Source organism: Ekhidna sp. (genome assembly GCF_039940915.1).
In the GTDB taxonomy this organism is placed as follows: domain Bacteria; phylum Bacteroidota; class Bacteroidia; order Cytophagales; family Cyclobacteriaceae; genus Ekhidna.
Genome location: NZ_JBDVFO010000002.1, coordinates 1217674 through 1236679, shown reverse-complemented (window position 1 = coordinate 1236679; position 19006 = coordinate 1217674). Strand labels below are relative to the sequence as shown.

Here is a 19006-nt window from a genome sequence, read left to right as displayed (position 1 = left end):
TGGTTATAATAGACCTTTAAAATCATGCTACAACCGAACCTGTAATGAGACCAAATCTAATCCTAAATTTTCTCCTTCTATACTGTATAACAAGCGCTGTTTTTTCTCAAGAAAAAAATCACAATTTTGATAACAATGAAGAAGATTCCACCGCAGTAGAGAGAAGGAAACGCTATGAAGAAACGCTCAAATTCATTGAAGAAATGAAGAAGCGAAGAGAGAAAGATCCAGAGGGATATGCAGACTCCATTACACGGATCAGAGAGCAAAAAAGATTTGAAAAAGCTTCTGCTAGAATTGACGCCTATCGGCAGTCACAAAACATATCTGAACTGAAAGAGATTGATCTGACTGGCGCGCGATTGAAAGAGGTACCAGATTGGGTTTTCGAGGCGACGAATATGGAAGTATTGGTATTGGATAATAATGCAATTAACGTACTACCGCAGAAACTTGCTGAGTTAAAATCGCTTAAAAGAATTTATTGGAGATACAATTATCTTGGGAATGGAAAGATTAAGATTCCCAAATTAATTGGGATTGAGAAACTGGATCTTACAGGTAATTCCCTTTCAAAATTGCCAAAGGTGAATCGATTGGACGGTTTGGAAGAATTAGTTCTTGAGAAAAATTCATTTACCAAAATACCTACATGGAAAGGGCGGAGGCTTAAGGCCTTGAAAGAGCTTGACCTATCCCAGAATCCAATTGAACTGGATCGGAAATGGTACAGACTTATCGATCATCTTGAGATTTTAAAATTGAATAAATGTGAAATTGATGCTCTGCACACTTCTTTCTATAAGATGGAAGGGTTACAGGAACTTCAAATACAGGTGAATAACCTAGATAGTATTCCAGCGGGTATTTCTGCTTTAAAGAATCTGACTAAGCTGTCTTTTTATAAAAATAATCTCCAAGAAATGCCGATTGATTTTTACAGCCTGGAAAAACTCCGTGTGGTTGACTTATACTACAATCAATTGGAGAAAATTCCTGAAGAAATTGGAAAACTGAAGAACCTGGAAATTCTGTATCTATCATTTAATAAGTTATATGATCTACCGGATAAACTTGGCGAACTGAGAAAGCTTGAAGAGCTTTATATCCATCACAATAGATTGAGTACTTTGCCAGGTAGCATTCAAAAGCTCGAAAAACTTGGGACGCTTCACTTTCAGCATAATTATTTCCCCAATTTCCCGATGCATATTTTAGAAATGAACAGTTTGACGGACTTAGATATTTCTGATACTGATATTAAGTCGATACCATCCGATATAACCAAATTGAAGCTTAAAACTCTCTATTGGCGTAACCTTGAAATCAACCTGAATGACCTAGGCAATAGGCAGTCAGCAAATGCTTTGATTCGATTAATGGAGCAGGGAACCAATGTGGTTCCAAATATCTCAATGCACGAGTTGTCTGGGAAATAGTAGATGCTTATCTTGGAAAATGAATTTTTTAACTTGAAAAAATTCAATTTACTTGCGTTAAGACCCAGCTATGAATCAAGTACTACGACTTTTTGCATTGATTCTTTTTTTCAATGCAAACCTCCTGTATGCTCAATTGAGCCCGCAAGCACCACCTGCGGAAAAAGAAATCAAGTCAAGTACCGGAGTATGGCTTGGCTTTTACACCAAGTATCACTTCAATGACAAGTGGGCATACTATGGTGAGTATCATGTAAGAAAACGGAATGGTTTTGATGATATGGCTCAGGTGTATCTGAGGTTTGGTGCTACCTATACCTTAAAAAAATACCTAGACGTAACCGTAGGATTTGTACATCCTTTCTATTGGGCTCCCAATCAGGATGATCCCAATGTAGATAAAATTGTCCCCCAATATCGATTATGGCAGCAGGCTGTATTGGCAACACCTTTTGATCACATCAAGCTATATCATCAGATTCGGGTGGAGCAGCGCTGGAAAAGAGATTATGAAAAAGGATCAAATTTTGAACTAACTCACCGATTCAGGTATAAAATGACCATATATGTACCACTGAATAAACCAGCTTTTGAAAACCATACCCTTTTTCTATCCATGTACAATGAGATTTTTATTCAAGCGGGTAAGTCCATCGTATACAATCACCTTGAGGACAATAGAGCCTTTGCAGGATTGGGCTATAACTTAAATGAGCAGTTTCAAATTCAGGGAGGCTATATGTTTACTTTCAGACATAAAGGTTCCCCATTTGTATATGAGAAACGTCATATATTTAGATTGAGCCTATACCACCATATGGATCTTCACTTAAATAGGCACAGGGAGGAAAGGGATATCCCTATTCATTAATATAGCCCATTGCCAAGCATGACTAAGGTACAGGCATATTGGACATCAATTTCTTTCTCTAGTGCTTTTTTGGCTAGCGAAGGGTTTTCTGAACCGGGATTAAATATGATCCTTTTTGGTTTCAAGGCGAGAATGTAATCTTCCCACTCACCTTGATTCTGGGCTCCGATATACATGGTAACTGTATCAATGCCAGTTACTGAGGGGCGATCTCTAATGTTAAGAATTTCTTTCCCGAAGACTTCTCCTTTTTTAATTCCAATTGGTACTATCTCATGCTTATTTGAAACAAGTCTTTCAGCAGCGAAGTATGCATACCTACCAGGGTTTGTGGTGGCACCGAGTATGGCAGTCTTCTTTTTCATTGAGTTTTACTTTTACTTTTCGTGATCGCAAATCCAATATTCAATCCAACTATGACAGGAAAGTATACTGAGGATTTGATTTCTTGATCAAAGTAATTGTCTAAAACCTGAATAGGTTCATATTGCTTATTAAATGATCGACCAGAAACGCCAACACCTACAAATGCATCTACGGTAAGTCCAGAAGTTCCAACGTCCTTCATCCACCTAGATCCTACGAATAATCCATAGCCATAGGAGGTTTCAACAAGGTTTCCAAACCTTCTGGGCTGTTGTATGATCAGTGTGTCCGTGTGATTCACCTGGTTGTTTAGGTATTTGAAATTTACTTCGTGCCCAAAATACAGCATGCCTAGTTTGGTATCCGTATGATAAAATTTTTGTTTGAAATGAATCCTCATACCTCTACGGTAGACTTGATAATCTCCTATTTCACCATCTGAAGTGAAAAAAGGTGATCGGATCAAGTCAAGTTGCAATTCGTAACCCAGACGCTCTTGAATGTAATACTCCACGGAGATCGGCAACTGGTCATCGAGCAACAAGGCAGGCCCAACGCCTATAATAAAACCCTTATACTCATTTACTCTGGGCAAGAAATACCTCAACCCACGCTTTTCGGGATGATAGTTTGGCTTGTCTTGAGATTCCCTCTCTATGATGTCTGAAGTAATTCTTGTTTTAAAAATAGGTTTTTCGTCTTCATATATCGGGTGATAAGTCCCAGCGGTAGTTCCATCTGGATTGTAGAGTATCCATTCACCTGTGCGCTTATCATCACTAATGTGACCCTTCATTTTCACTTTGCCATCAGGATAATAGCCTATGTAGCTCCCTTGATTATCAACCAAATCAGCCTCGCCTTCAAGGTGTCCTTTGTCGCTGAAGTAATACCATTTCCCATTTTTCTTCCCATTGATAATTTGACCTTTAGCCTTTTGATTACCGCTGGGGTAATATTCGTTGAACTTCCCATCGCCTTCAGCAAATCGTGCTTCGCCAAGCACTTCGCCTGTAGGATAGAAGAGTTTCCAATAGCCATCTTTTTGATTGTTTAGAACAGTCCCCGATTGGCTTAGTTTTCCGTTTTCGTGGAAATATTCCCATTCTCCATTCTGAACACCTTGAGTGTAATTCCCAGTAGCTGCTTTCTCGCCATTTTTGTGATAATATATCCATTCGCCAGATCTAAGACCATTTTCAAACAAACCAACGGCTTCTATTTCTCCAGACTCGTAGTAATAAATCCATTCACCGTCACTTTTATCATTGATGTTTCTTCCATCCATGCGTCTACTGCCAGACGGGTAAAATTCAGTGTACTCACCAATGCCATTTTTTATGATTGATTGAGCTTTGATTGAACCATCTTCGAAGAAATAATTCCAAATTCCATTTTTCTGGTTTTTGGCGTAATTACCATTGCTTTTCTCTCCATCATTTTCATAGTAGAACCTCCAGAATCCTACTTTGTCCGTGCCATTTAGTTTTCCCTCGGACTTGATATTTCCATTTTCATAGTAATATTTCCAATCTCCCCTCGGTACACCCTTTCTGAATCGACCTTCAGCTTTCTTTCTTCCATTTTCGTAGTAATAGTGCCAAACACTATCGGGACGATTTTTCGCATACCAACCATAAGTTTTTAATGAGCCATTCAAATAGAAAGCTTCATAGGAACCTTGGAGTGTTGAGTCTTTGATGGAATAATTGTAGATCTCGCTTATGTTGAGACTATCAGCATCGAAAAAATTTTTCCCCTGCTTGATTTGAGAAGACAAGGATGTTGCCAGAAACAAGGTGATGATATAGCCAACTAGCTTATTCATTGGGTTTTTCAAACACTCTTTTGAATTTCTGACCCCATTCTTTCATTTCCTCCTGTGTCCATAATTGTGGATAGAAAATAATTCTCTGTCGGCGTGGAGGTAGATATTTTTGCCAATTTGTACCCCCGGATGCTTTGATTACATTCGGATCTCTTTGCAGATACCTTGTGGCAGACTTTAAATGCTGCAATGGCCAGTCCACATTTGCTTTTTGATCCAGCTTTTTCATTTCTGAAATGATTTCTTCATGACCTAGGTAGTGCTCCTCATATTTTCTGAGGATATTACATTTTTCAACCTCCCTTCCAAGTTCAACAAATTCTTTACCATATTTTGCTTCAAATTGGCGAAGTGTCAAGGTCTTCTTCCCTGTAGCTAATTCGGTGGCGCCAGCTTTCCAATATAGGAACTCATATAGCTTGGATACATCCACTTCATTTTTTAAATCTTCTCTCTTTTCGAGATTCACAAGATTCATATAGTCAGTGCAGTAGATTTCCAGTTTGCGATATTGGGCAGATTGAAAGCCGCTGGCGGGCAATAATGCCATTCTAAATGCCAGAAATTGATCTTGATCCATTCCATCGGTCATCACATCAAAAGAATCAATCAAATGGTCTAAATAACGATTTATTCTCTTTAATCTTTTCAGAAAAGTAGCTTCTCCGACTGGATCAGTGAAAACTGCTTGCTCCATTTCGTTGAGAATCATCCGGAAGTAGAGTTCTGTTACTTGATGATACAGTATGAATATTTTCTCATCTGGAATAGCCGTACGTGGCGATTGAAGACTTAAGAGCGTATCTAAATGGATGTAATCCCAATAGGTGAGGTAGTCTGAATACAATAAACCATCTAAATAGCTAGATAAGTCTTGCCCCATGGCTTCATATTTCTCCTCAAGTCTGCTTAGTTGATGCTGAATGTTTTGACCTATTTTATTTTCGCCCATCGTAATGTTTTGGTTGAATTATATGGTTGTAAATTTGGCCAAAATTTTAACAACTGATATAAAACCTTTCCATCAGATGAGTGTAGAAAAGCGAAACTTTGTAGATGAATTTGAATCACCAGATTTTTATGCCCTGGATGACTTGTTAACGGATGAACATAAACTGATTCGATCGTCTGTTCGTGATTTTGTGAAGAAAGAAATTACCCCATTTATAGAAGGGTGGGCGGAGAAAAATCATTTTCCGGAAGAGATAGTGAAAAAATTTGGAGAAGTGGGAGCATTTGGACCTACGGTTCCGGCAGAGTACGGAGGAGGAGGTCTGGACTATATTTCTTATGGCCTTATCATGCAGGAAGTAGAGCGAGGAGATTCAGGGATGAGGTCTACAGCATCTGTCCAGGGATCACTTGTCATGTATCCCATTTATGCCTACGGCTCAGAGGAGCAAAGAAAAAAGTATTTACCAAAGTTGGCTTCTGGAGAGATGCTCGGTTGTTTTGGACTTACCGAACCAAACCATGGATCGAATCCCAGTGGCATGGAAACTCACTTCAAAGATATGGGCGATCACTATTTGCTGAATGGTGCTAAAATGTGGATTTCTAATTCGCCCAAGGCAGATATTGCTGTAGTTTGGGCTAAAAATGAAGAAGGAAGAATTCATGGATTAGTAGTTGAGCGTGGGATGGAAGGATTTTCAACACCAGAGACGCATGGGAAGTGGTCACTCAGGGCTTCATGTACGGGAGAACTGGTTTTCAGCGATGTGAAAGTTCCTAAGGAAAACCTACTACCTGGCAAAAACGGCTTAGGAGCTCCAATGGGATGCTTGGATAAAGCACGATATGGAATTGCATGGGGAGCAATCGGTGCCGCAATGGATTGCTATGATTCGGCAAAAAGGTATTCCTTGGAAAGAGAGCAGTTTGGAAAGCCTATCGGGGCATTTCAGTTAATTCAGAAAAAACTAGCGGAGATGCTTACTGAAATTACAAAAGCTCAGCTGCTAAACTGGAAGCTTGGAAAAATGATGGATGAAGGGAAGGCGAGTACTTCTCAAATATCCATGGCTAAGAGAAACAGCGTGGAGGTTGCCTTGAATATTGCCCGTGAAGCGAGGCAAATTCATGGTGGTATGGGAATAACGGGTGAATATCCAATGATGAGACATATGATGAATTTGGAATCCGTCCTTACCTATGAAGGAACTCATGATATTCATTTGCTGATTCTGGGAGCCGAAATTACCGGCATTCCATCATTTAAATGACATTGAAAAAAAGTATATAAAACGAGCCATCTCATGAAAAGATGGCTTTTTTTGTTCCTCTACCTGGTGACTCTGATGAATTTATGGGAGTTAGAATTAAAAAAGGTCCGACGTTAATCGATGAGATTTGTCGGACCAACCAACTATCCTTAGATAGCTTTTTTGAGAAGGCTATGATACCTTCTCTTTCTCTTTCAAATGATTGTAACTCGAGGTTAATCACTTTCTGTCAAACATAATGGTGGTGTTACATAAAATCTGAAAAAAATACCCAGAAAAGGGTAGCGTTTAGTGCCATTTATTATCAGATGATAAGAAAAATACCATTTTTTGGGTATTTACTTTCCAATTGTTCCTGGATAGCTTGCCTGGAATAATAGTTGACGTACCGCTTATGAATATTAAGTTTTTCACGATATCCCTTGTTTTACTTTTGGCAGGAGCGAAGGCAAGGACAAATCGGACTCCACAAGCAGAGATGAATGCAATTAAAGGTGTGAAAACCAACGTGTCAAAAGTGAATTTGAATGAGTGCTGGCCATTTCCAAAAACCATCAGCGAAGCAGACCCATTTGTGCTGGAATTAGAGAAAGAATTAATGACAATGCGCAAGGACGGATAACCGATCTGAGTAAGCGCTTTGCAAATAATTACCCTTGAAGAGCAACTGCCAGTGATTACAAATTTTTCATCAATTCGCACATCAGGACAACAAGATCTTTTTCTGCTGTTTTCGCTGTAGCTATGATATCCTCAATATCAATGGGATGTAAATCATCAGGATCGCAATTATCAGTAAGAACGGAAATTGCCGATACTGGCAAGCTCATTTGGTTGGCTGCAATCACCTCAGGTACGGTACTCATGCCTACAACATCCGCTCCGATCATTCTTAAAAAGCGATACTCTGCCTTTGTTTCCAAACTTGGACCAGTGACGGAGACATAAACACCTTTATTTAGTTTGATGTCCTTTTCATTCGCTATGGCCAAGAGTTTTTCATTCATTTCTGAATCATAGGGGTTGCTCATATCGGTAAATATTTGACCAAACGCAGCAGCTTCATGTCCCCTCAAGGGATTGTCTGGTTGCAAATTGATGTGATCTTCAATCAACATGAGCTCTCCTTTTTTCCATTCCAAATTCATGCAGCCGCCCGCATTGGAGATGATGAGTTTCTTTATTCCTAGGCTTTGCATAACTCGTACAGGAAATACTACCTGACCCATACTATGTCCTTCATAATAATGAAACCGACCTTGCATAGCCACTACTTTCTTCCCTTCAAAGCTTCCGTAGATTAATTTGCCTTTATGAAATTCTACCGTTGCAATCGGGAAATGCGGAATATTTGAGTAAACAAATTCCTTCTCTATTGTTATTTCATCAGCAAGTGCACCCAAGCCGGTCCCAAGGATTATTCCAACTTCAGGATCATCGAACCCTTTTTCTTTTAAGAATTTTACTGCTGCGCTTACTTTTTCGATCATTTGCATCTTATGGAAGGTACTTTTTATCCGGTATTTCTTAGAAAGCTCTAAATTCACTTGAATTTAAATAGACTCCCAATCACAATGAAAAAAATTCTATTCGCCTCCTGTTTTATTGCTGGTATTGTCGGCTATTCGCAAGACCTTTTGACTTCAACAAAGATGGAACTCTTTGGAGATCATATTTTCATCCATTTAAGTGTAGATGGATCTGAACCATTGGATTTCATCTTCGACACAGGAGATGGTCTGCCAGTGATTGATTTGGATATTGCGCAGAAGCTTGGTTTAGACTTAAACCATTCTGCATCGAAAACCAGTGCTCAAGGTGCAATAAAAGGTGCACTGATAGATCACAATACGGTAGAGCTTAATGGCATCCAACTTGAAAAGGACATTCAACTTTACGCAACAAGTCTTCGCCATTTGGAAATGAGTATCGGAAGAAATATTGATGGCATCATTGGCTATGATTTACTTCACCATTACGTTGTTAAACTAGACTATGACAAGGGCATGTTTGAGCTTTATAGCCAGAAAAAATACATGCATGATGGGTCAGGAGAAAGCTTTGAGTTCAGGCTAGACAACTACATTCCTCATATTACAGGTGCTGTTACTTTAAATGATGGAGAAGTATTGGAAGGAGATTTTTTCCTCAATACAGGAGCTGGAACCACGCTGGATTTCAATACACGATTTGCAACCAAAAACAATGCTATTGACAGAACAGGAAAGCATTTTTCATATCCGGTAGCCGGGTTGGGGGCGAAAGAAACAGTGCATTATGAGGGTCGTGTCAAAAATTTTGTGTTTGGTGCATTCAATTTTGAGCAAATGCCTATTGGGATAAGTACTGCGAAGCATGGGATTCAAAACAATAAGAAAGTAGCAGGAATCCTTGGAAATAAGGTTTTGAAAAGATTCAATATCATCTTCGATTATTCTCGTGAGCAAATCTACTTTGTCAAAAACCAAAATTTTGAAAAGCCATTTACGGTAAATGCAAGTGGGATATATCTGCAATTAAGTGAGGATATGAGTAAAGTTTTGGTTCATCGTGTTTACGATGACAGCCCAGCTAAAACTGCAGGGATAATGAAAGAAGCTGAAGTGCTCCGAGTGAATGGAAAAGACATAAGCGAGTATTCACTTCCTGAACTGGGTGAATTGCTGAAGAAGAGCAATGAGAAAGTAGATTTGGTGCTCAGACAAATGGGAGAGGTAAAGACCTTCACATTAAATCTGAATGAATTGATCTAGAAAGCTCAGACGGTATCAATAGCCTGCAGGATAATGTTGCAGGCTTTTTTTATTTCTTTCTCTGTAATAATCAGTGGTGGAGCTATGCGCATGGATTGATCATCGAACAAGAACCAATCCGTAATAACCCCCAACTCAATGGCTTTATCAATGATTGGCTTCAAGATATCATACGATTCAAATTCAACAGCCATCATCAATCCTTTGCTGCGTATTTCTTTAATTTTTGGATGCGTGAGGCATTCGTGAAACAATTGCTCCTTGCTTGCAATGTCGGTTAGCAATTCCTCTTCCATGATTACGTCGATCGTCGCAAGAGCTGCTGCAGATGATACCGGATGACCACCAAAAGTAGAGATGTGACCAAGCACAGGATTTTCGGTAAATACATGCATGAGTTCTTTGCTTGCCACAAAGCAGCCAATTGGCATACCACCACCCATTCCTTTTGCACTTACTACCACATCGGGAGAAATACCATAATGTTCAAAAGCCCAGAATTTACCTGTTCTGCCAAATCCACACTGTATCTCATCTAAGATGAGTAAAGTGTCCGTCTCATCACATCGCTTTCTCACGGCTTTCCAATACGATTGGTCAGCATGCCGCACTCCAGCCTCACCTTGTACAGTTTCTACCACGAAAGCGGCTGTTTGCTCCGTAATTGTATTCAGATCATCAGCTACTCCAAAACTGATATGTGAAATGCCGGGAAGGAGTGGCCGATAATTTCTTTTAAAAGTCTCGCTTCCAGTTAGAGATAGTGCGCCATGAGAGGATCCATGATAAGCATCGTGGCAGGCAATGATTTCAGATCTGCCAGTAAATCTTTTTGCCAGTTTCATCGCACCTTCAATTGCTTCACTCCCTGAGTTTACCAGATAAACAGAATTTAGGTTTTTTGGCAGTGAGTTTGATAGTGCTGTTGCCAGCTTAACCTGGGGGGTCTGCACAAATTCACCATACACCATTACATGCAGGTGCTTGTCCACCTGTTCCTTAATCGCTTTTACCACTTTCGGATGCCTATGGCCAATGTTTGATACACCGATTCCAGATATCAGATCAATGTAGCTCTTGCCGTATGCATCTAGCATGTTAATTCCTTCCGCAGAAACCATCTCAAGCATAAGCGGAGCGTCAGATGTTTGAGCCAGGTGATTTAAAAAAAGTTGTCTTTGTGAAGGCATAGTGCAAAGATGCAAAAGGATAACTATTAAACTGTTTGATGCGCTTTTGATTATCTCAAGTTTGCAATCGATCGCCTTTGAGTTAAGTTCAATGATGTTTACCTTACCCTTACTCACTAATCTGTTCTAACCACCATGTCACTATCTATTCCTAAGCTTGGAAGAAGAAATGCAGTTTTACTGACCACCCTGCTTCTTATTTTAGCCACGTTTGCCTACTATTTTCTGGTTTTTGTGAAAACGAATGAGTCACGGTTCATTGATAGAGCGTACCGTGTATTGGATCGGAAAGCAACCAATATCGAGAACAAGTATGCCGGGTATGAAAGCTATCTCACCTTCGTCTTCAATTCTGTTAAAACTGAACTCACCGATATCATATCAAAAGGAGGAGACGAACAAAGCAGGATTAAGCAGCTCACAGCAAAAATTGAGGAGGTCAATTCCAGGATTGAGAGCAGGTACAGCGCAGAGAAGATTGACTATGAATCAATCAATGCGGATTATGACAAAATTGATCGCTATGAGAAAAGCATCAACCAGATTACCGGTAGACTTGATTCGAAGGTCAAGGTTCGAATCAAGGAAGTACTAGAGGATGCAACTCCTGAAAATGTTCAGTTGGACTATTTTTTTAAAGGAGAGGTCAGCTATGAGCGTACCGACTATTCTTATGCAGGGAATGGATTTATGTGGCATTTAGAAACCGCAGATACTTCTTATGTTTCGTTTAGCGAGCATGCTGAATCTTTTGTTTCTTCTCTTCTCAAAAATGGGCTTTTTGAAGAATACATCTTGCTAAAAGAGGAAACGATTTACGGTGATGGGGGAAATGAAGAGCTAAGCTATAACATGCTTTTTCAGACGTTCAATAATCCAATTGACCTGGAATCCATTGGGCCTAAACTTCAGCACAATGTGCTTGATCTAACATCTGGAGATTCTGTATACCTCGCAATGGGTCCTAAGATGGTGAAACCCATGAATATCAATCTTTTCAACAATGGCTACAAATTGTTATTTCACAGACTAGAGTTGGATGGCACAAGCTATTATTTGGGAGGGTTTGTGAGGAGTTCCGTCTTTAAAAAAGAGTCCCAAAAAGTGGAGATTTCTTTACTTGTTTTATCCATTCTATTCATTCTTTTGCTGCTCATCGCCATGCCTGTTATGAAATTGGCTTTCATGAGTTCAATAGAGCGACTCCATGTTAGAAATGTGGTGATGACAGGAGGTTCGCTGGTTTTAGGCATCCCAATCGTACTTCTCATCCTTTTCAGCATCTATGAGTTTGTAGTCAAAGGCAACAAGGAAATAGATGAAAACCTCGTGCAACTCTCAAACAATATTGAAGAAAATTTTGAAAGAGAGATTGGAACCATGCTCGCCAAACTTCATGAGTTTGATAGCCTGCTTGATGAAAATCCAGATAACCTTGACCGCCTAAATTTCTCACCATACGTTGAGTTTAATCATGTTTTTTGGATAGATGAGCAAGGTGTAGCCAAAGCTAATATGCAGCATACGTTGCTCAATTTGCAGCCTTCTCGAATTGAAGTTTCCTCACGGGAATATTTTCAGCGAATTGTCGAAGATCGGATGTGGAAATTCAAGAAGGATTCACTCGATTTTAATTTCTTTCTACAATCAATAGTCTCCTGGAACGACTTCACAAATGAGGCAGCTGTTTCTATTCCTTCCAAGCTCATAGAAAACAAGTTTTTGACAGATAAATACCCTGTGGCTGTAATGACAAGTCAGCTCAGGTCCGTAATGGATCCCATACTTCCACAAGGATATCAATTCGCGATCATTGATGAGGCAGGTCAAGTCAAATTTCACAGCGATAAAGACCGTATCCTTCAGGAGAATTTCTTGGAAGAAACAAGAAATTCAGCAGATATACGATCAGCTATTTACTCTCGCACGGGCATGGAAACTAACATCAAGTATCACAATGTCGATCACCGGGCATTTATACAGCCAATCAATTCAATGCCTCTCTATCTGATTACCCTGTATGACAATGAATATAAAAACGCAAAAATTCAAGGCGTAGTAAGCTTGTCCATCATTTTGCTATTTGGGACTTTTGCCGGTGTTTGTTTGATGGTTCTGTTGTTGTGGGTGATGCAGCGAAGGAAATCTAAATTGAGAATAAACAACTTTCTGTTTCACTGGATCAAACCAAACGAAAGTAGATCTTTAGAGTATCAATTTCTGACCATCCTTTTTTTAGTTATTGGAGGTGGATTGATGCTGATGATTGGCAACAATAGAATTGCCGAACAGGACATCCTTTTCACATTCGTCATCACGAATGCTTATTTGTTTCTGATAAGTTTCACATGGATTGCTCCAAAACAAACCGTGAGGTATACGGAGCGACCGTCCGAAAGGAGAAATTTTAATTTTGCATTCATCTCTTTCATCGTCGTAGCAGACATTGTTTATGCACCTCAAGCAGACGGATCCAAGTGGTGGATTGTCTATCAGCTCTTCCTGACTATCATCGTCTTATTCAGTCATACGTTGGAACGAGTAGTTAGAAATATTTATGAAAAAATACCTCCATTAGTTTCATTACAAGCAGTTTTTAAGAAAAACGCATATAACCTATTTCTATTTAGCTGGCTCATGATCAGTAGCGTACTACCCATCTTTTTCATTTTTATGGTATCCCACAATGAGGAGGAAATGATCTGGCAGAAGCATAATCAGCTGAAAGTGGCTGAGCAATACGAGCAGAAAGTACGAAAATTGGATCGGCGGACAGACGCACTACAAGAAGTCGACTCGTTGAGACAAGATTTTTTTGACACGAAGCTGTATGGTAGTATTTACTTATTGAACTCTGACCTATCCACTGTGGATACTACTGCCAATACGTACAAGCATTGTGTAGACAGTAGCTCTAGAGGAGATGTTCTTTTAAGTAAAATACGGCCACACTACAGCGATATCGTTACGGAGAGCAAAGGCCTTGTCTTTGATGTATCTGAGGAAAAGAATAGAAGATGGTGTTTTTTCGACGCATCGGATAAATCAGGGATGAAACTGTCATATACAGAAATCGAATCACCCTTGAGAAGGAAAACGAACAGTCAGATTTATATTACCACGAATCTCAATCTGCTAACCTTTGGTCAAAAAGCTAGCGCTGAGGAGGTTGTGCCAATTCACTATAAATGGATATTTAGATTAATCATCGCATTGATTCTTATCTCTATCTACGCTTTGGTTGATTACTGCACCAATAAAATTTATGGTCGGGAGTACAGGAATTTTAAAAATACGCTACCGCTTACGGTAGAAAATTTCAAGAAAATCTCCATCGGAGATGACAGCATTACGCACAATAAACAGCGACAGATCTTCTTACTCGGTTTGCCTAAATCAAATAAAAGCAACCTGATCAAATCAATCGAAGGGCTAATCCATATTGACATGATGTGGGTCAATTATGCTGAAAAGTGGAAAAAAACAAAGGAGTTAGACCTGACAGAGTGTGATGGAGTAATTCTTGAAAATTTTGAATACGGCATCAGCTCGCATAGGCTGAACAAAGAGCGATTGCAATTGCTTGAGAAGCTTACCTGTGATCATTCGATCCAATTGATTATTTCATCGGATGTAAACCCAAGCTTCATTACGGATTTTTATGAAAGTAGGCTGAATACATCCGTGGAAGATGAGATTAAACTCGAAGAATACACCTATTCGTTGGAGACCTGGAGGCATATTTTGGGCGGGTTCATAGTAGTGCATAATCCGATTAAAGAAAACTCAAAAATCAACAGCTATCTAAAATCTTCCTGGATTAAAAGCGAAGTGTTCAAACAACTTTTTAGGCTGGAATTAAATAAAGGAAGCTTTTTACCCAATCTGCTACCTGGAATAAAAGATTACTTTGTGAAGTTGAAGAAGAATGCCGGAAACAACGAAGCTAAGATTGACAAAGAAGATATCATCTTGAGAATACAGTTGCTTGCGGAGAGCTATTATTTAGGTCTTTGGAATACCTTATCAAAAGAAGAAAAATACATCATATACGACCTTGCCAAAGATCGCTTTGTCAACATTAACAATAAAAATGGTATCAGAAGCCTGCTGGAAAAAGGGCTGCTCATTTATGACAATGAATTGAGCATCATGAATGAGAGCTTTACCAATTTTGTGCTTTCCATTATCAAAAAGGAGGAGGCGCTTAAAATGGAGAAAGAAGTACGAGACAAAGGAGCATGGAGTACCATTAGTTCTGTACTGGTGCTTGCAGTAATTGGAGTTTTTGCTTTCCTGTTTTTAGGAAATCCGGATTTCTTTCAGAACTTCAACGCACTCATAAGTGTGTTTATAGCCATTATAGGAATGGTGCCAAGGCTCGGAGGTATTCTCAGCTTCAGCAAAGCTCCGATTAGCGAAAGCAGTTAACCTTTTCTGCTGATTGCTTTCTTGGCCTTTTCTACAATGTCATTAACACCCAAGCCATACTTGTCAAGGAGATCTTCTGGTTTGCCACTTTCACCAAACTGATCATTAACAGCAACGAATTCTTGTGGGACAAGGTGGTTACGAACAATGGTTTGCGCAATGCTTTCACCTAGTCCGCCAGCAATCTGATGCTCTTCAGCAGAAACGGCACACCCTGTTTTTGCCAGGGATTTCAAAATAGCTTGCTCATCCAGTGGCTTGATTGTATGAATGTTGATTACCTCAGCGGATATCCCTTGTTCTGATAAGATCGCTTCCGCCTCAATGGCTTTCCATACCAAATGACCAGTAGCGAAAATCGAAACATCGGTCCCTTCGATTAAGGTGATTGCCTTTCCTATCTCGAACGGTTGATCCTGCATGAACATGGGCCATCCAGGTCTACCAAAGCGGAGATACACAGGCCCGTGATGCGCTGCGATAGCCATCGTTGCAGCTTTTGTCTGATGATAGTCGCATGGATTTATTACCGTGAAGTTTGGCAACATTTTGGTCATGCCTATGTCTTCCAATACTTGGTGTGTAGCACCGTCTTCACCCAAGGTAAGGCCAGCATGAGAAGCGCACACTTTCACATTCTTATCGGAGTAAGCAATGGATTGCCTCAGTTGATCATACACTCTACTCGTAGAGAAATTGGCAAATGTTCCAGTGAAAGGTATTTTCCCAGCCGTGGCAAGTCCAGCTGCAATTCCCATCATGTTTGCTTCAGCAATTCCTACCTGAAAGAAACGATCTGGAAATTCGTTTTGGAAAGCGTTCATTTTTAAGGAACCTGTTAGGTCAGCACATAAACCAACAACGTTGGAATTGTTTTGCGCGGCTTCAAGTAGACCATCACCAAATCCTGATCGAGTATCTTTTTTAGCTGTGTAGGTTAGTTTCGTTTTCATCGTAGTTTGAATGATGTGGTGTTTAATAATCGCCTAAAGTTTCTTCCAATTGACTAAGTGCGTCCGCAAGCTGCTCGTCATTCGGAGCAACTCCATGCCACTTGTGTGTACCCTCCATAAAGTCTACACCCTTACCCATCTCAGTAGTCATTAAAATCATAATCGGCTGGCCTCCATTGGTCTTGTTTCGTGCATCCTCAAGCGTGCTTATCAAGTCTTCGAGATCATTTCCGTCACACGTCAGCACCAGCCATCCAAAGGATTCATACTTTGCTTTCAAATCACCAAGTCCGTTTACTTCCTCCAGCGGCCCATCAATTTGTTGACCATTGTAATCGATGGTAGCAATCAAATTATCTACTTTGTTGTGAGCCGCAAACAAAGCCGCTTCCCATACTTGACCTTCCTGTTGCTCACCGTCACCCATCAGCACAAATACGTTGTGATCATCTCCGTCAAGTTTTTTTGCAAGAGCTACACCTATCGCTGCTGATAATCCTTGCCCAAGTGATCCGGAAGCAATCCGCACACCTGGCAGCCCCTCTTCAGTTGCTGGATGACCTTGAAGCCTTGAGCCGATGATTCGAAAGGTGGCCAACTCAGACACTTCGAAGAATCCGGATCGTGCAAGTGTGCTATAAAATACCGGTGAAATATGTCCATTGGATAAAAAGAAAACATCCTCATTTTTTCCATCCATATTGAAAGATGGATCATACTTCATTAGGTGATTGTAAAGTGCTACAAAATATTCAGTACACCCCAGCGATCCTCCTGGGTGACCAGAGTTTACGGCGTGAACCATTCGCACAATATCGCGGCGAACTTGTGAGCAGATTTTTTGCAGACGATCGAGGTTAGGAGGATTTTCCATAAATCAAATTTTAGGTGTGCAAAACTATTGTTTTCGTCGAGAATATGTGAGGCCTCTCGGAAAATGATCATTTCAATCTGCGACCTCATGTTTCGCACATCAGGTGTACAAATGGTATACAAGTGCTATTAAAGCACTTTTTCAGTCTTTTATGACCGCTGACGCAACCTAACATTAAGCCTTAATAAATAATTTTTTAACAATTAAAAGTAAAGTATGAAGAAGTTTTTACTGCTTATTACTTTGTTCTCTTTTGCGGTCACATGTGTGATGGCACAAAGAACAATTTCAGGTAAAGTCACCGATGATTCGGGTGAAGGGTTACCAGGAGTGAATGTTGTGATTAAAGGCACAACCACAGGTGTTACCACAGACCTAGATGGTAACTATCAGATTTCAGTAGAGGATGGCACAACGCTGACTTTCTCCTACGTGGGATTTGAGACGCAGGAAGTTGCCGTTGGATCCAGAACTGCAATTGATGTGACATTAGGTGGTGCAACAGAGCTGCAAGAAGTTGTTGTAACAGCTGCAGCTATTGAAAGAGAAAAGAGGTCTATTGGTTATGGGATATCACAAGTAGACGGAAAAGACTTGACGGTTGCAAGAGAGACTAACATTGTTAACGCCCTTCAAGGTAAAACTACTGGTGTGATTGTTAACAATACAAGTGGTAATCCAGGAGGTTCTAGTCAGGTAATTATTAGAGGTATTACTTCTTTAGCAGGCAACAATAACCCACTTTGGATTGTAGACGGTATTCCGATTTTTAATAGCCAAACTGTAACTGGTTCAAGAATTTCAGGAAACAGAGATACGTTTAATGGTGCCGCTGTAATCAACCCTGATGATGTTGAATCAATGAGTATTCTTAAGGGAGCGGCTGCAACAGCACTATACGGCTCAAGGGCTGCTGCTGGTGCGATTATAGTTACTACAAAGAAAGGTAAAAAGAATAATGGAGGTCCTCAGATTTCTATTAATTCGACTTTTAGAGTCGATGAACTATTCAGAGAGCCAGATATGCAATATGAGTTCGCAGGCGGAGTACTTGCAAAGTATGATTCCTCAGTTGTTGTCAATGCATTTGGATCCAGAATTAATGGACAATTGGTAAATAACCATCTGGGCGACCAAGTAGCATTAAAAGCTCATGAAGAGAACTATAAGGATTTCTACGAAACAGGGAAAACATTTATAAACAATATTGCTATCGCAGATGCAGATGAGAGAGGTGATTATAGACTTAGCGTTACATCTCTTAATCAAGATGGGGTTCTTCCGGGGGCATCACTTGATAGATTAACAGTTAGTATGAATGCTGGTGTGAAACACAACGATTGGCTGAACACCAGATTTGGTATTCAGTACATTTCATCTGATGTTGAAGGGACAGGTGCTCAAGGAGCAAATGATTTGAACGTTCTAGGGTGGACTACCTTCACTCCAACGACGGATTTTAATCTATTTAAACCATGGGTTGATGGATGTGGCAACCAAATCAACAATATCGTTGGATCAAATAATCCCTTCTGGACTCGATTTGAGAATATCAACAGACGTGAAGATGACAGGATGATCGCGAGTTTAACTCAGGTTGTTACTCCAATAGAAAACGTTAACATAACAAGTAGAATTGGTTACGACTATAACATTGATAGAAGATTACTAACCAATAAAGTAGGAACTATTACTGCTTTAACTGGCACATATACGGTTGATAATTTTGTAAGAGAGCAGTTCAACTGGGATGTAATTGCGGACTATTCTACAAACTTTGGTGATGTTTCTCTAACAACTCTTGCAGGTTACAATTTTAACTCAAGAGAAACAAGACAAGAAACTTTAGATGCCTCGGACTTAGCAATTCCAGAATTATTTAGTCCTTCTGCGTAAGCATTGCATTATGATTTCAATACTGACCCAGTTGATGGAACGATTAGTTGGAATGCAGATTGGTCTTTTGATGAAGGTGCAACAATAACATACGTTTTTGACGTGGTTCTAACGCAAGTGCAGTAAAGGTTAGTTCTGAAGTTAAAAGGGATGTCTTAGACATCCCTTTATCTTGTATTC

General features: G+C 39.9%; 14 protein-coding genes. 7 read left to right on the top strand and 7 right to left on the bottom strand.

Translation table 11 applies throughout. From position 1 onward, the window contains the following. Positions 1 to 44: 44 nt before the first annotated feature. Both ABJF57_RS10575 and ABJF57_RS10570 read left to right on the top strand, forming a co-directional pair. Positions 45 to 1439, top strand: a complete 1395-nt coding sequence (locus tag ABJF57_RS10575) for a leucine-rich repeat domain-containing protein (protein ID WP_462228796.1) — start codon at positions 45 to 47, stop codon at positions 1437 to 1439. A 70-nt stretch (positions 1440 to 1509) separates the two neighbouring features. Then, complete coding sequence (locus tag ABJF57_RS10570) at positions 1510 to 2310, top strand: DUF2490 domain-containing protein (protein WP_462228795.1); 801 nt, start codon at positions 1510 to 1512, stop codon at positions 2308 to 2310. Here the strand turns inward: ABJF57_RS10570 and ABJF57_RS10565 are convergent. From ABJF57_RS10565 to ABJF57_RS10555, 3 genes are read right to left on the bottom strand one after another with little or no spacing between them, the layout of a single operon-like run. Then, positions 2307 to 2675, bottom strand: a complete 369-nt coding sequence (locus ABJF57_RS10565; RefSeq protein ID WP_462228792.1) for a CoA-binding protein — start codon at positions 2673 to 2675, stop codon at positions 2307 to 2309. The genes ABJF57_RS10570 and ABJF57_RS10565 overlap by 4 nt on opposite strands. Further along, positions 2672 to 4504, bottom strand: coding sequence for a toxin-antitoxin system YwqK family antitoxin (locus tag ABJF57_RS10560; protein ID WP_462228790.1), 1833 nt, complete (start codon positions 4502 to 4504; stop codon positions 2672 to 2674). The genes ABJF57_RS10565 and ABJF57_RS10560 overlap by 4 nt, the downstream gene beginning before the upstream one ends. After that, positions 4497 to 5456 (bottom strand): tryptophan 2,3-dioxygenase family protein, encoded by a 960-nt coding sequence (locus ABJF57_RS10555; RefSeq protein ID WP_462228788.1) that lies wholly within the window; start codon positions 5454 to 5456, stop codon positions 4497 to 4499. The genes ABJF57_RS10560 and ABJF57_RS10555 overlap by 8 nt, the downstream gene beginning before the upstream one ends. Before the next feature lie 76 nt (positions 5457 to 5532). On the opposite strand from ABJF57_RS10555, the gene ABJF57_RS10550 reads away from it, so the two are divergent. Beyond that, complete coding sequence (locus ABJF57_RS10550) at positions 5533 to 6729, top strand: acyl-CoA dehydrogenase family protein (protein ID WP_462228786.1); 1197 nt, start codon at positions 5533 to 5535, stop codon at positions 6727 to 6729. A 394-nt stretch (positions 6730 to 7123) separates the two neighbouring features. Beyond that, complete coding sequence (locus ABJF57_RS10545) at positions 7124 to 7351, top strand: hypothetical protein (protein WP_462228784.1); 228 nt, start codon at positions 7124 to 7126, stop codon at positions 7349 to 7351. 55 nt (positions 7352 to 7406) lie between these two features. Here the strand turns inward: ABJF57_RS10545 and ABJF57_RS10540 are convergent, their stop codons facing one another. Beyond that, a complete protein-coding gene (locus ABJF57_RS10540) occupies positions 7407 to 8219 on the bottom strand; it encodes a purine-nucleoside phosphorylase (RefSeq protein ID WP_462228782.1) in 813 nt (270 codons plus the stop codon). Between the two features lie 84 nt (positions 8220 to 8303). On the opposite strand from ABJF57_RS10540, the gene ABJF57_RS10535 reads away from it, so the two are divergent. After that, positions 8304 to 9482: an aspartyl protease family protein gene (locus ABJF57_RS10535; RefSeq protein WP_462228780.1), complete on the top strand. Its 1179-nt coding sequence runs from the start codon at positions 8304 to 8306 to the stop codon at positions 9480 to 9482. A gap of 5 nt (positions 9483 to 9487) precedes the next feature. On the opposite strand, the gene ABJF57_RS10530 is transcribed toward ABJF57_RS10535, so the two are convergent. Then, on the bottom strand, positions 9488 to 10672 hold the full coding sequence (locus ABJF57_RS10530) for an aspartate aminotransferase family protein (protein WP_462228778.1): 1185 nt from the start codon (positions 10670 to 10672) through the stop codon (positions 9488 to 9490). 135 nt (positions 10673 to 10807) lie between these two features. Here ABJF57_RS10530 and ABJF57_RS10525 point away from each other — a divergent pair, with 135 nt between their 5' ends. After that, the gene (locus ABJF57_RS10525; protein WP_462228776.1) at positions 10808 to 15103 is read left to right on the top strand and encodes a cache domain-containing protein; all 4296 of its coding nucleotides are present in this window, start codon (positions 10808 to 10810) and stop codon (positions 15101 to 15103) included. On the opposite strand, the gene ABJF57_RS10520 is transcribed toward ABJF57_RS10525, so the two are convergent. Continuing rightward, entirely contained in the window at positions 15100 to 16056 is a 957-nt protein-coding gene (locus ABJF57_RS10520) for a transketolase family protein (RefSeq protein ID WP_462228774.1), read from the bottom strand. The two genes, ABJF57_RS10525 and ABJF57_RS10520, sit on opposite strands and share 4 nt — an antisense overlap. Before the next feature lie 22 nt (positions 16057 to 16078). After that, a complete protein-coding gene (locus ABJF57_RS10515) occupies positions 16079 to 16930 on the bottom strand; it encodes a transketolase (protein WP_462228772.1) in 852 nt (283 codons plus the stop codon). A 270-nt stretch (positions 16931 to 17200) separates the two neighbouring features. On the opposite strand from ABJF57_RS10515, the gene ABJF57_RS10510 reads away from it, so the two are divergent. Further along, complete coding sequence (locus ABJF57_RS10510) at positions 17201 to 18826, top strand: SusC/RagA family TonB-linked outer membrane protein (RefSeq protein WP_462228770.1); 1626 nt, start codon at positions 17201 to 17203, stop codon at positions 18824 to 18826. Positions 18827 to 19006: the final 180 nt, after the last annotated feature.

Bases quoted from the DNA above. Each gene is read 5' to 3' on its own strand.
- ABJF57_RS10575 (WP_462228796.1), top strand. From the start codon at position 45: ATGAGACCAAATCTAATCCTAAATTTTCTCCTTCTATACTGTATAACA.
- ABJF57_RS10570 (WP_462228795.1), top strand. From the start codon at position 1,510: ATGAATCAAGTACTACGACTTTTTGCATTGATTCTTTTTTTCAATGCA.
- ABJF57_RS10565 (WP_462228792.1), bottom strand. From the start codon at position 2,675: ATGAAAAAGAAGACTGCCATACTCGGTGCCACCACAAACCCTGGTAGG.
- ABJF57_RS10560 (WP_462228790.1), bottom strand. From the start codon at position 4,504: ATGAATAAGCTAGTTGGCTATATCATCACCTTGTTTCTGGCAACATCC.
- ABJF57_RS10555 (WP_462228788.1), bottom strand. From the start codon at position 5,456: ATGGGCGAAAATAAAATAGGTCAAAACATTCAGCATCAACTAAGCAGA.
- ABJF57_RS10550 (WP_462228786.1), top strand. From the start codon at position 5,533: ATGAGTGTAGAAAAGCGAAACTTTGTAGATGAATTTGAATCACCAGAT.
- ABJF57_RS10545 (WP_462228784.1), top strand. From the start codon at position 7,124: ATGAATATTAAGTTTTTCACGATATCCCTTGTTTTACTTTTGGCAGGA.
- ABJF57_RS10540 (WP_462228782.1), bottom strand. From the start codon at position 8,219: ATGATCGAAAAAGTAAGCGCAGCAGTAAAATTCTTAAAAGAAAAAGGG.
- ABJF57_RS10535 (WP_462228780.1), top strand. From the start codon at position 8,304: ATGAAAAAAATTCTATTCGCCTCCTGTTTTATTGCTGGTATTGTCGGC.
- ABJF57_RS10530 (WP_462228778.1), bottom strand. From the start codon at position 10,672: ATGCCTTCACAAAGACAACTTTTTTTAAATCACCTGGCTCAAACATCT.
- ABJF57_RS10525 (WP_462228776.1), top strand. From the start codon at position 10,808: ATGTCACTATCTATTCCTAAGCTTGGAAGAAGAAATGCAGTTTTACTG.
- ABJF57_RS10520 (WP_462228774.1), bottom strand. From the start codon at position 16,056: ATGAAAACGAAACTAACCTACACAGCTAAAAAAGATACTCGATCAGGA.
- ABJF57_RS10515 (WP_462228772.1), bottom strand. From the start codon at position 16,930: ATGGAAAATCCTCCTAACCTCGATCGTCTGCAAAAAATCTGCTCACAA.
- ABJF57_RS10510 (WP_462228770.1), top strand. From the start codon at position 17,201: ATGGCACAAAGAACAATTTCAGGTAAAGTCACCGATGATTCGGGTGAA.